Source organism: Pseudomonas citrullilanati (assembly GCF_030580855.1).
Lineage (GTDB): Bacteria > Pseudomonadota > Gammaproteobacteria > Pseudomonadales > Pseudomonadaceae > Aquipseudomonas > Aquipseudomonas citrulli.
Map to the genome: position 1 here is coordinate 1 of NZ_JAUQOP010000011.1, position 13,176 is coordinate 13,176.

General features: G+C 64.0%; 7 protein-coding genes and 2 rRNA genes. 8 read left to right on the forward strand and 1 reads right to left on the reverse strand.

Annotated elements, in window-relative coordinates; translation table 11 throughout:
• The 8 genes from Q6A48_RS10130 to yfiB form a co-directional block, all read left to right on the forward strand.
• A 23S ribosomal RNA gene (locus Q6A48_RS10130) occupies window positions 1-102 on the forward strand; the annotation flags it as partial.
• Between the two features lie 141 nt (window positions 103-243).
• Window positions 244-359, forward strand: a 5S ribosomal RNA gene (rrf, locus tag Q6A48_RS10135).
• Window positions 360-512: 153 nt separating this feature from the next.
• On the forward strand, window positions 513-3,965 hold the full coding sequence (gene recC, locus Q6A48_RS10140; protein ID WP_304553985.1) for an exodeoxyribonuclease V subunit gamma: 3,453 nt from the start codon (window positions 513-515) through the stop codon (window positions 3,963-3,965).
• Window positions 3,962-7,651: an exodeoxyribonuclease V subunit beta gene (gene recB, locus Q6A48_RS10145; RefSeq protein WP_304553986.1), complete on the forward strand. Its 3,690-nt coding sequence runs from the start codon at window positions 3,962-3,964 to the stop codon at window positions 7,649-7,651. Before recC ends, recB begins: the two co-directional genes overlap by 4 nt.
• Window positions 7,648-9,747, forward strand: coding sequence for an exodeoxyribonuclease V subunit alpha (recD, locus tag Q6A48_RS10150; RefSeq protein ID WP_304553987.1), 2,100 nt, complete (start codon window positions 7,648-7,650; stop codon window positions 9,745-9,747). The genes recB and recD overlap by 4 nt, the downstream gene beginning before the upstream one ends.
• A 127-nt stretch (window positions 9,748-9,874) precedes the next feature.
• A complete protein-coding gene (yfiR, locus tag Q6A48_RS10155; protein ID WP_304553988.1) occupies window positions 9,875-10,450 on the forward strand; it encodes a regulatory sequestration protein YfiR in 576 nt (191 codons plus the stop codon).
• Window positions 10,447-11,712 (forward strand): diguanylate cyclase DgcN/YfiN, encoded by a 1,266-nt coding sequence (gene dgcN, locus Q6A48_RS10160; protein ID WP_304553989.1) that lies wholly within the window; start codon window positions 10,447-10,449, stop codon window positions 11,710-11,712. Before yfiR ends, dgcN begins: the two co-directional genes overlap by 4 nt.
• Window positions 11,713-11,715: 3 nt before the next feature.
• Entirely contained in the window at window positions 11,716-12,219 is a 504-nt protein-coding gene (gene yfiB, locus Q6A48_RS10165; protein ID WP_304553990.1) for an outer membrane lipoprotein YfiB, read from the forward strand.
• Here the strand turns inward: yfiB and Q6A48_RS10170 are convergent.
• Window positions 12,216-13,163 (reverse strand): LysR family transcriptional regulator, encoded by a 948-nt coding sequence (locus Q6A48_RS10170; protein WP_304553991.1) that lies wholly within the window; start codon window positions 13,161-13,163, stop codon window positions 12,216-12,218. The two genes, yfiB and Q6A48_RS10170, sit on opposite strands and share 4 nt — an antisense overlap.
• Window positions 13,164-13,176 lie beyond the last annotated feature (13 nt).

The following is a 13,176-nucleotide window of genomic DNA, read 5'->3' on the forward strand; positions in this document are numbered from 1 at the left end:
TCCCTGAAGGGCCGTCGAAGACTACGACGTTGATAGGCAGGGTGTGTAAGCGCTGTGAGGCGTTGAGCTAACCTGTACTAATTGCCCGTGAGGCTTGACCATATAACACCCAAGCAATTTGTTGACCTGAACGGGCACCAGATTGCGGTGGTGAAGACGAAACGAACCGAAAGTTTGCGACTCACGACCGAATCACATACCCAATTCGCTGGAACGCCGCAAGGCGCGCTAGCTCAAGAATTTCTTGACGACCATAGAGCATTGGAACCACCTGATCCCATCCCGAACTCAGAAGTGAAACGATGCATCGCCGATGGTAGTGTGGGGTTTCCCCATGTGAGAGTAGGTCATCGTCAAGATTAAATTCCGAAACCCCAATTGCGAAAGCAGTTGGGGTTTTGTTTTGCCCGCAGGAAAGTTCTGACAACAAGGCCGGAAAGCTCCCGGCTGTCACAGCCCCCCGACAATGCTAAGGTTCTGCCCTAGCTTTTGCATTTTCAAGGATGCCCTTCATGCCGGACGCAACATCCCTCAGTCCAGCGTTCATGGTGGTTCACGGGAATCGCCTCGATGAACTGCGCAGCCTGGTGATCAACCTGATGCGGCGCTATCCGTTGGCACCTCTTGAGAATGAAATCGCCCTGGTACAGAGCAACGGCATCGCCCAATGGCTCAAGCTGGCACTGGCGGAAGACCCAGAGGACGATGATACGGGCGGCTGCGGTATCGCCGCGGCAATTGATGTGCAATTGCCTGGCAGCTTCATGTGGCAGCTGTACCGGACCGTCCTGGGACGACACGAGATCCCGGCCAAGTCCCTGCTCGACAAGTCTCCGTTAACCTGGCGCCTGATGCGCCTGCTGCCGCAATTGATCGAGCAGCCACATTTCGAACCGTTGCGACGCTTCCTTACCCATGACACCGATTTGCGCAAGCGCTATCAGTTGTCCGAACGTCTTGCCGACCTGTTCGACCAATACCAGGTATACCGTGCCGACTGGTTGGAAGACTGGACCGACGGCCGGCACCAGACAAGAAATGTCCGAGGCGAAACCAAACCCCTCGCGCCGGAAAATTGCTGGCAGGCGGAACTGTGGCGAGCCTTGTTGCTGGATGTGGGAGAGGCCGGCATGGCGCAAAGCCGCGCCGGTGTCCACCAGCGCTACATCGAGCGCATCAACAGCCTGGACGTCGCGCCCCCAGGCCTGCCGGCGCGGGTCATCGTCTTCGGCATTTCATCGTTGCCCGCCCAGGCCCTCGAGGCGCTTGCCGGGCTTTCCAGGTTCAGCCAGGTCTTGCTGTGCGTCCATAACCCGTGCCGCCACCACTGGGCGGATATCGTGGCCGACAAGGATCTGCTGCGCCATCAATACAAGCGCCAGGCCCGCAAGCATGGCATGCCGGTCGTCCTTGACCCGCAGACCTTGCATCAACATGCCCACCCGCTCCTGGCGGCCTGGGGAAAACAGGGACGTGACTACATCAACCTGCTCGACAGCTACGATGAGCCCAACAGCTATCGCTCGGTATTTCGCGACGGGCGTATCGACCTGTTCAGTGATACGACTCCCACGACGTTGCTTGGCCAGTTGCAGGACGACATCCTCGAACTGCGCCCCCTCAACGAAACCCGGGAACACTGGCCTGCTGTCGATACCACGCAAGATGACTCGATCCGCTTCCATGTCGCCCACAGCGCCCAGCGCGAAGTCGAGATCCTCCACGACCAGTTACTGGCTCACTTCAGCGCGGATCCGACCCTGCGTCCCCGCGACATCATTGTCATGGTCCCCGACATCGACAGCTACGCCCCGCATATTCGCGCGGTATTCGGCCAGCTCGATCGAACGGACCCGCGCTTCATTCCCTTCACGCTGACGGACCAAGGCCAGCGTGGACGTGATCCCCTGCTGATCGCTGTCGAACACCTGCTCAAGCTGCCTGACAGTCGCTTCCCTGTCAGCGAGATCCTTGATTTGCTGGATGTGCCGGCACTGCGTGAACGCTTCGGTATCGACGAGGCCGACCTGCCCACGCTGCACCTCTGGATCGAAGGGGCCGGTATCCGCTGGGGGATGAACGCCGAACATCGCGCCGGGTTGGGCTTGCCGGCGGAGCTTGAGCAGAACAGTTGGCGTTTCGGCCTGCGCCGAATGCTGCTGGGGTACGCCGTCGGCAGCTCGCACGCTTACGAAGGCATCGAGCCCTACGATGAGATCGGCGGCCTGGACGCCGCCCTGATCGGTCCCCTGGTGGCTTTGCTGGACGCGCTGGAGGTCGCCCACCAGGCCCTTACCCTGCCGGCGTCCCCACAGGAATGGGGGGCACGCCTGCACGATCTCCTGCAACTGTTTTTCCAGGCGAGCAACGAACACGACGACTACCTGCTCGCCCAACTCGAAGACCTGCGTGAAACCTGGCTGGAAACGTGCGAGTCGGTTGGCTTGCAGGACGAAATGCCATTGACGGTCGTGCGTGAGGCCTGGCTGGCGGGCCTGGATCAAGGTCGATTGTCCCAACGCTTCCTGGCTGGAGCGGTGAATTTCTGTACCTTGATGCCGATGCGCGCGATTCCCTTCAAGCTGGTGTGCCTGCTGGGGATGAATGATGGCGACTACCCGCGAGCCCAGCCGCCCCTCGATTTCGACCTCATGGGCAGCGACTATCGCCCCGGCGATCGCTCCCGTCGCGAGGATGATCGCTACCTGCTGCTGGAGGCGCTGCTTTCGGCCCGGGAAAAACTCTACATCAGTTGGGTGGGACGCAGTATCCGTGACAACAGCGAGCGCCCCGCATCGGTATTGATCGGCCAACTGCGTGATCATCTGGCCAGCGGGTGGCGGTTAGCCGATGGCCGTGAGGCGCTTCTCGACGCCCTGACCCAGGAACACCCCTTGCAACCGTTCAGTGCGCGCTATTTTCATCAAGGCGACGAGCTGTTCAGCTACGCCAGCGAATGGCGGATGCTACACGATGCCGGGGATCACGCCGGCAAGCCGCAGATTCTGCCACCCTACGTCCAGGAAGAACCCCTGGGCCTCGGCCAGTTGCAGGACTTCCTGCGCAATCCCGTCCGCCATTTCTTCAGCCAGCGACTGAAGGTGTTCTTCGAAGTCATCGAAGCGCCGCTCGCCGACGACGAACCCTTCGTGCTCGACGCCCTGCAACGCTACAGCCTGAGCGACAGTTTGCTGGAAGCCGCGCTGGTCCGCCTGGACCAGCCGGACCTGGCCCTGAGTGCCCACGCCAAGCGGCTACAGAACAGCGGCCTGCTACCCATGGCCGGTTTCGGCGAATGCATGCAGCGCGAGTTGATCGAACCCTTGCCGGGCCTGCTCCAACGCTACCAGGCGCTTCTGGCCCTATGGCCCACACCGCTGACCAGCGCGGTGCAAGTCACCGTGCAGTCGCAAGGCGTAAGCGTCGAAGGCTGGCTCAGCGGCCTGCACCAGCGCGGCGATGGCGCTGTCCTCGCGATCACCGCGATACCCAATGGCATTGGTTCCCCCAAGACGCGCAAATGGCACCGGTTGATAAGGCCGTGGGTCAACCACCTCGTGGCCTGTGCCAATGGCCTGTCGCTGACGACCGCCTTGGTGGCCAGTGATGACAGCTTGTTGCTGGAGCCTTTCGAGGCGTGCGTGGCACAACGACTGTTGGACGATCTGTTGCAAGCCTGGCAAGCCGGCATGCGCCAGCCGCTGCCTGTTGCGGTGAAGACAGCCTTCGCCTGGCTCGGCCAGGGCGAACCGCCCAAGGCTGAGGCGGCCGCTCGAAAAGCCTATGAAGGCGATGGGCAGACCTCTGAAGGCGAGCGGCGGGAGAGCCCGGCCCTGGCTCGCCAGTTTCCTGACTTCGACGCGCTGATGGCCGACGAAACCTTCCCCGATTGGTGTGACGCGTTGTACCGGCCATTGCTCCAGGCACCTTGGCATTCATCGGTTGGCGAGGAGGTTCGTCCATGAGTCGACAGGCACCCCTGGCCCTGGCGTTCCCGCTACGTGGCAGCCAACTGATCGAAGCCAGCGCCGGTACGGGCAAGACCTTCACCATCTCGGCGCTGTACCTGCGCCTGGTGCTCGGCCACGGTGGGCCTGACCACGGGTTTGGCCGCGAGTTGCTTCCGCCGCAGATCCTGGTGGTGACCTTCACCGACGCGGCGACCAAGGAGTTGCGCGAACGGATCCGCACCCGCCTCGCCGAAGCGGCGCGCTTCTTTCGTGACGAGATCCCCGCGCCGGACGCGTTGATCGCCGAATTGCGCGATGAGTTCGACCCCGGGCAATGGCCGGGTTGTGCCAACCGGCTGGACATTGCCGCGCAGTGGATGGACGAAGCGGCCGTCTCGACCATCCACAGTTGGTGCCAGCGGATGCTGCGCGAGCATGCGTTCGACAGCGGCAGTCTGTTTACCCAGACCCTGGAGACCGATCACAGCGAGTTGCTCGGCGAGGTGCTGCGCGATTACTGGCGGTTGTTCTGCTACTCGATGCAAGGCGATGCGTTGAATTGGGTACGTAGCCATTGGGGAAGCCCGGCTGCGCTGTTGCCCCGGGTAAGGGGGCTGTTTTCCAGCGAGCGCGATACAGGCGACGGGGCCGAACCCGCCGAACTGATCGCGGCATCCTTGCAGGAACGCAGTGCCGCCTTGCTGGATCTCAAGGCGCCCTGGCGTCAATGGGCCGTGGAGTTGCTGCAGATCTGCCAGCAAGGCGTCGCCAGCAAGAGCGTCGATGGACGCAAGATGCAGGCGCGTTACTTCGAACCGTGGTTCCAGAAGATCACCGCCTGGGTCGAGGACGAAAGCCTCGAACTGCTGGACATCGGCAGCGGTTTCACCCGGCTGACGCCCGAGGGCATGGCCGAGGCCTGGAAAGGCGAAGTGCCCAGCCATCCCGGGCTGGACGCCATGTCCGGCCTCAAGGCCAGCCTCGAAGCGTTGCCCACGCCCGATGCCGCCGTGCTGCAACATGCCGCGCAATGGGTCGGTGCGCGCTTCGAGTCAGAGAAACGCCGTCGTGCCGAAATGGGCTTTGACGACATGCTGCTGCGGCTTGACGCAGCGCTGCAGGCCGATGGCGGCGAACGCCTGGCGAGCCTGATTCGCGAGCAGTTTCCAGTGGCGCTGATCGATGAATTCCAGGACACGGACCCGGTTCAATACCGGATCTTCGAGAGCATCTATCGCATCGAAGCGAACCACCCTGACACCGGGCTGTTCCTGATCGGCGATCCGAAGCAGGCGATCTATGCGTTTCGCGGCGCCGACATCTACACCTACCTGCGTGCTCGCGAAGCCACCGCAGGCCGGCTGCACACGCTGGGCACCAATTTCCGTTCAAGCCATGCCATGGTTGGCGCGGTCAACCACATCTTCCTGAACGCCGAAGCCCGCCAAGAGGGGCGCGGGGCTTTCCTGTTCCGTGAACGGTCGGGCGACAATCCGGTGCCGTTCCTGGCCGTGGCGTCCCAGGGTCGCAAGGAGTCCTTGCAGGTCGCCGGGCAACCCGTCGCGGCATTGAACGTCTGGCAGTTGCCTTCGGATCAACCCGTCTCCGGCGCGGTGTACCGGCAACACATGGCCGCCGCCTGCGCCAGCCAGATCACTGGGTTGCTCAATGGCGGCCAGGTGGGACGCGACGGCTTCAGGAGCGATGACGGGGCATTCCGTGGATTGTGCCCCGCGGACATCGCCATCCTGGTACGTGACGGCAAGGAGGCGCAGGCCGTACGAGACCAGTTGTCCGCCCGGGGTGTGCGCAGCGTCTATCTGTCGGACAAGGACTCGGTCTTCGCTTCCCAGGAAGCGCGGGACCTGCTGACCTGGCTCAGGGCCTGCGCCGAGCCGGATGTCGAGCGGCCGCTGCGGGCTGCGCTCGCCAGCATCACGTTGAACCTGCCGTTGACGGAGCTGGAGCGTCTCAACCAGGACGAGTTGGCCTGGGAAGCCCGGGTGATGCAGTTCCGTGGCTATCGCACCGTCTGGCGGACCCAGGGCGTGTTACCGATGTTGCGGCGCCTGCTGCATGACTTTGAACTGCCCCAGGCATTGATGGCGCGCAGCGATGGCGAGCGGGTGCTGACGAACCTGCTGCATCTTTGCGAGTTGCTGCAGCAGGCGGCCGGCGAGCTGGATGGCGAACAGGCCCTGATTCGGCATTTGTCCGAACACCTGGCGTTGTCCGGGCAGGCCGGGGAAGAGCAGATCCTGCGGTTGGAAAGCGATGAGCAACTGGTCAAGGTGGTCACCATCCACAAATCCAAGGGCCTTGAGTATCCGCTGGTCTTCCTGCCCTTCATCTGCTCGACGAAACCGGTGGACGGCAGTCGATTGCCGTTGCATTACCACGACGAGGCCGGCAGGGCGCAGATCAGTCTGCAGCCCACCGCCGAGTTGATTGCCAAGGCCGACGACGAGCGCCTGGCCGAAGACTTGCGGTTGCTCTACGTGGCGCTCACCCGGGCGCAACATGCCTGCTGGCTGGGCGTCGCCGATCTCAAGCGGGGCAGCAACAGCCGCTCGATCCTGCATCTCTCCGCGCTGGGCTACCTGCTGGGCGGCGGCGTCCCGCTGGCCGAGTCGGTCGCCTTGAAGCGCTGGCTGGAAGATCTGCAGCAAGGCAGCGAGGCCATCAGTTGCCAAGAGATGCCCGAGGCCACCGACGAGCGTTATCACCCCCCTCGCAACGAAGCCGTGCTGCTCGATCCCCTGGTGCCCCTGCGCAAGGCCAGCGAGCACTGGTGGATCGCCTCCTATAGCGCGTTGCGCATTGGTGAGGTCCTGAGCGAGGGCACCGATGCCGCGCCCGAGAATCCGCAGGCCCAGAAGCTGTTCGACGATGAGCGACTGGACCCCGAGGCGCCCCGGGAAGTCAACGCCGTGGGCGGCGACATCCATCGCTTCCCTCGCGGTCCCAACCCGGGCACGTTTCTTCATGGCCTCCTGGAGTGGGCGGCGGAGGAACGCTTTTGCCCTGCGCCGGCGGTTATCGGGGACGCGGTTGCCCGGCGCTGCAATCGCCGCGGCTGGAAAGGCTGGATCCCCACGCTGAGTGATTGGCTGCTGCACCTGGTCAAGACGCCTATGCCTGTCGGCCCTGACCAGGCACCGGTGGTGCTCGAAAACCTGGCCCAGTTCCAGGTCGAGATGGAGTTCTGGTTCGCCAGCCACAAGGTCGACGTGCAAAAGCTCGACCGGTTGGTCTGCCAACTTACCCATGGCGGCGTTGCGCGTGTCGCCGCCGAGCCGGTGCTGCTCAACGGCATGTTCAAGGGCTTCATCGATTTGACGTTCGAACATGGCGGCCGGTATTACGTGGCCGACTACAAGTCCAACTGGCTGGGCGTCGATGACGCGGCCTACACCCCACAGGCCATGGAGCAGTCGATCCTGGATAACCGCTACGACCTGCAATACGTGTTGTACCTGTTGGCCCTGCACCGCCAGCTCAAGGCGCGGTTGCCCGACTATGACTATGACCGGCACGTCGGTGGTGCGCTGTACCTGTTCCTTCGCGGGACGCGCTCGGCCAGCCGTGGGGTGTACTTCACCAAGCCGCCCCGGGCGTTGATCGAACAGCTCGATCGCCTGTTCCAGGGCGTGCCCGAACCCAAGGCCGAGCCGGCCTGGGTACAGGGAGAATTGCTATGAGTCGTTCCTTTGCCGATCTCTTACCCACGCCGTCGGACGACGAGCGCCTGGTCGACCTGGCCCCCTTGAGTCGGGCCGAGGACCTGCTGCTGTTGCTGACGCGCTGGGTCGAGCGAGGCTGGTTGCGTGCCCTGGACAAGGCCTTCGTCGCATTCCTCCATGAACTGGCGCCAGACGGCGATCCATTGGTCCTGCTCGCTGCGGCACTCACCAGCCATCAGTTGGGCCATGGGCACGTCTGCCTGGACCTGTTCGAAACCCTCAAGGAACCGGACTTCGCCCTGTCGCTGCCTCCGGAGGGCGACGAGCAGGCCGGTGCCATGCTGCTGCCGTCGCAGTTGCTGCACACGCTGGACGGCGCCCATTGGTGCAAGGTCCTGGCGGCCAGCCGCCTGGTGGCCCTGGCGGTCGATGAGCACGAAGAAGCCCGGCAACGCCCGTTGGTGCTGTCCGGCAAGCGGCTCTACCTTCGCCGCTACTGGGGTTACGAACGACGAATCGACGAGGCATTGCGCCAACGGCTCGCTGAACAGGAGGCCGCGCCGGGCGATCTGCGTGAGCGTCTGGACGGGTTGTTCGGGCCGGCCGATGCCGCGGGTCCGATCGATTGGCAGAAGCTGGCCTGCGCGCTGTCGACCCGGGGAGCCTTCAGCATCGTGACGGGGGGGCCCGGCACCGGCAAGACCACCACGGTGGTGCGCCTGCTGGCCTTGCTGCAGGCGCCGGCGGTGGAGGCTGGAAAGCCGCTGCGGATTCGCCTGGCGGCCCCCACCGGCAAGGCTGCGGCGCGCCTGACCGAGTCCATCAGCCAGCAGGTCCGCACCCTGGATGTGGATGACGCGGTGCGCGAGCGCATTCCCTGCGATGTGACCACGGTCCATCGGTTGCTGGGCAGCCGTCCCGGCACCCGGCATTTCCGTCACCATGCCGGCAATCGGTTGCCGCTGGACCTGCTGGTGGTGGATGAGGCGTCCATGATCGACCTGGAAATGATGGCCAACTTGCTGGATGCGCTGCCGCCCCATGCACGACTGGTCCTGCTGGGGGACAAGGATCAGTTGGCCTCGGTCGAAGCCGGGGCGGTGCTGGGGGATTTGTGCCGGGACGCCGAGGACGGCTGGTACAACCCCAGGACCCGAGCCTGGCTTGAGTCGGTCAGCGGTGAAAACCTCGCGGCCAGCGACTTGCGGCAGGACCTCGACGGCACGCATCCCTTGGCGCAGCAAGTGGTCATGCTCAGGCATTCCCGGCGTTTCGGCGAAGGCAGCGGGATTGGCCAGATGGCTCGCCAGGTCAATCAGCAACAACCTGAAAAAGCCCGCCAGGCATTGGCGGGCGGCCAGTATGCCGACCTGTTTTCCCTGGCGTTGAAGGGGGAGCACGATGGAAAGCTCGAGCGTTTGTTGCTCGATGGCCACGCCGGCGGGCCTCAGGGTTACCGGCATTACCTGGATGTAATGCGCGAGCGTCGCCCGGCCACAACCCACCCATTGGAGGAGCCTTGCTGGGCCGATTGGGCCCGGGAAGTGCTGTCGGCGTTCGACGCGTTCCAATTGCTTTGTGCCGTGCGCAAGGGCCCATGGGGCGTCGACGGGTTGAACCAGCGGATCACCGACGCGCTGCTCAGGGCCCGGCTGATCGAGAGCGATCACCAGTGGTATGAAGGACGGCCGGTGCTGATGACCCGCAATGACTATGGCTTGGGCTTGATGAACGGCGATATCGGGATCGCTCTCAAGCTGCCCGAGCGGGCCGGGCCCGACGCCGGCAAGCAGGTCTTGCGGGTGGCTTTCCTGCGTAACGACGGCGAGGGCGGCGTGCGTTTCGTCTTGCCCAGTCGCCTGAACGATGTGGAAACCGTGTACGCCATGACTGTCCACAAATCCCAGGGCTCGGAGTTCACCCACACCGCCCTGATCCTCCCGGATGCGCTGAACCCGGTACTGACGAAGGAGCTGGTGTACACGGCCATTACCCGGGCCAAGCAGTGGTTCAGCCTGATCGAGCCGCGTGCGGGCGTATTCGAGGAGGCGGTGCGGCGCAAGGTCAAGCGCCTGAGCGGCTTGATGCTGGAACTGGAGGGGGAGGCGGAATGAACGATAGGGAAGCGATCCGACACTGATTTGACGCTTTTCTGTCAGAAGTAACTGAAATGCGGCGTCTCGCTGGCTTTTTGGCACTGTGCTATCGTTCCGACACTTTTGTATTGGATAGAGACTTGCCATGGGTGTGGCTGTGCGGGGGGCAATGCGCTGCGGAGGCTGGAAGCACTACGTGCTCGCCATTCTCTTGTGCCTGCTGCCGCCTGTCGTGCTGGCCGAGGACCCGGCGTCGCCGAGCAAGGCCGAGTTGCGTGCCGAATCCGTCACGCAGGTTGTCCTGGGCATTCTCAGTTATGCCCGTTGGCCGGTGGAGCCAACGCGACTGGCGTTGTGCATCGTCGGGCCGACCCAATACACCGACGACCTGATCCATGGCACCACCCAGGCCACCGGCCGGCCCGTGACCGTTCAGCGACTGCTGGCCGACAGCCCTGGCATCGCCACGGACTGCAATGCCCTCTACATCGGCCGGCTGACCGACGATGAACGCACGCGGCTGTTTGCCTCGCTGGTCGACAAACCCGTGCTGAGCATCAGCGAAGGGGGCGATCACTGCACCGTCGGTAGTTTGTTCTGCCTGAGGGTTGGAGACGAGCAGGTGTCGTTCGAGGTCAACCTCGACTCGGTGGCGCGCAGTGGCGTGCGCATCCATCCGAGCGTCCTGCAGCTTTCCCGCCGCCGGACGACAAGCCCATGAGCCGGCCCCAGCGTATCCGGCCGACCTTGGGCTCGGTCATCGGTCGTGGACACCTGATCGTCGCGCTGGTGGCCGTGGCCATGGCCAGTGTCTCCCTGACGTTGCTCGGGGTACTCGCGCTGCGGGTCTACGCCGATCACAACCTGCACCTGATCGCCCGCTCCATCAACTACACCGTGGAAGCGGCAGTGGTGTTCGATGACTCGGCCGCGGCCACCGAGGCGCTGGCCTTGATCGCCAGCACCGAAGAAGTGGCCGAGGCCCAGGTGTTCAATGAGCACGGACGCTTGCTGGCACGCTGGCAACGACCCGATATCGGGTTGTTGTCCGAACTGGAAAGGCACATCGCCAAGGCGTTTCTGGAAAAGCCCATCAGCCTGCCGATCGTCCACCAGGGGCAGAACATCGGCAGGATCCAGTTGGCAGGCCATGGCGGCAGCCTGTTGCGCTTCCTGCTCAGCGGCCTGGCGGGGATCATCCTGTGCACGGCGGTGAGCGCCTGCGTGGCGCTATACCTGGCGCGACGCCAGTTGCGGGCGATCACCGGGCCCCTGCGCAGTCTCGCCGAAGTGGCTCACGCGGCGCGCAGCGAGCGCGCTATGGACCGGCGTGTGCCACCGGCCGCCATCGCCGAGCTGGACAACCTGGGCAATGACTTCAATGCGCTGCTCGACGAGCTGGAGTCCTGGCAGACCCACCTGCAAAGCGAAAACGAAACCCTGGCCCATCAGGCCAGCCACGACAGCCTGACGGGGTTGCCCAACCGGGCGTTCTTCGAGGGCCGGTTGATCCGTGCCCTGCGCAACGCCAGCAAGCTCGACGAGCAATTGGCGGTGCTGTACCTGGACAGCGATCGGTTCAAGGGCATCAATGACAATTTCGGCCACGCCGCCGGCGATGCGGTGCTGACGGCGGTGGCGACCCGCGTCCGGGCGCAGTTGCGCGAGGATGATCTGGTGGCGCGCCTGGGAGGCGACGAATTCGCCGTGCTGCTGGCCCCCCTGCACGATGCCGAGGACGCCGAACGGATCGCGGAAAAGATCATCGCCTGCATGGAATTGCCCATTCAGCTGCCCGGCGATGCCTCGGTCTTGACGTCCCTCAGTGTCGGGATCGCCGTTTACCCCGATCATGGCGCCACCCCCGGCGCACTGCTTCATGCGGCCGATGCGGCAATGTACCAAGCCAAGCGCCTCGCCCGAGGCGGCCAACACATGGCGGGGTCGGAGCACCCTGTCACAGATCTTCAAACCAGGAGCTGATTCGTGCGTGTACTTCTTCAACTGTCCTTGCAGCGGTTCGCCGCGCTCATCGTGATCGCCACCCTGGCCCTGGCCGGTTGCCAGACCGCCCCGCCAAAAGGGTTGAGCCCGGCCCAGGTGGCCGTCCTCAAGCAACAGGGTTTCGAGCTGACTGACGACGGCTGGGCCTTCGGCCTGTCGGGCAAGGTGCTGTTTGGCAGCGACGTGGAAAAGCTCAACCCGGCCAGCACCGAGATCGTCGAGCGCATCGGCAAGGCGTTGCTGGACGCAGGCATCCAGCGGGTGCGCGTGGATGGCCATACCGATGCCTCGGGGTCGCAAGCCTATAACGAGCAGTTGTCGAAACGCCGCGCCAGCAGCGTCGGCACGGTGCTGGCGAGCGTCGGCATGCGCCAGGAGAACATCGAGCTGCGCGGCCTGGGTAGCAGCAAACCGGTCGCCTCCAACGACACGGCCAGTGGCCGCACCGAAAACCGTCGCGTCGCCATCGTGGTCATCGCCGATTAATCGGCGAACACCATCTCCCGGCTTTCGCCCATCAACAGGGCCTGGTTGCCCTCGGTCACCTCGCGGATGTAATCCCACAGCAAGGTGATCCGCTTGAGCTTCCTCAGATCCTCCCGGCAGTACATCCAGAACTGCCGGGTGATGGTGATCTCCTCCGGCAGCACCGGCAGCAGGCGCGGGTCCTGGGCGGCGAGGAAGCACGGCAGGATCGCCAGCGACCGACCCTGCTGCGCGGCGACGAACTGGGCGATCACGCTGGTGCTGCGCAGGTGGGCATTGGCGCCGGGGAGCACGTTCGCCAGGTAGAGCAGTTCGGAACTGAACGCCAGGTCATCCACGTAGCTGATGAACGAGTGCTTGCCCAGGTCCGCCGGGCGCTGGATGGGCGGGTGGTTGTCCAGGTAGGGCTGGGTGGCGTAGAGCTGGAGCCGGTAGTCGCAGAGTTTGCAGCACACGTACGGGCCATGTTCCGGGCGTTCGAGGGCGATGACGATGTCGGCTTCGCGCTTGGAGAGGCTGATGAAGTGCGGCAGTGGCAGGATGTCCACCGAGATGGCCGGGTAGGCGTCGACGAAGTGGCTCAGTTGCGGGGTGATAAAGAAACTGCCGAAGCCTTCGGTACAGCCCATGCGCACGTGGCCGGACAGCGCGACGCCGGAGCCGGACACCTGCTCGCAGGCCATGTGCAGGGTGCTCTCGATCGATTCGGCGTACCCCAGCAAGCGCTGGCCTTCGGCGGTCAGGACAAAACCGTTGGTCCGGGATTTCTCGAACAGCAATGTCCCTAATGAAGCTTCCAGCGAGCTGATGCGCCGCGACACCGTGGTGTAGTCGACGGCCAGGCGCTTGGCCGCGGTGCTGGCCTTGCGGGTACGGGCCACTTCGAGGAAAAACTTGAGGTCGTCCCAGTTCAGCGACCCCAGGGAGGTGATGTTTTTTTGCATGATGGACCGGTTT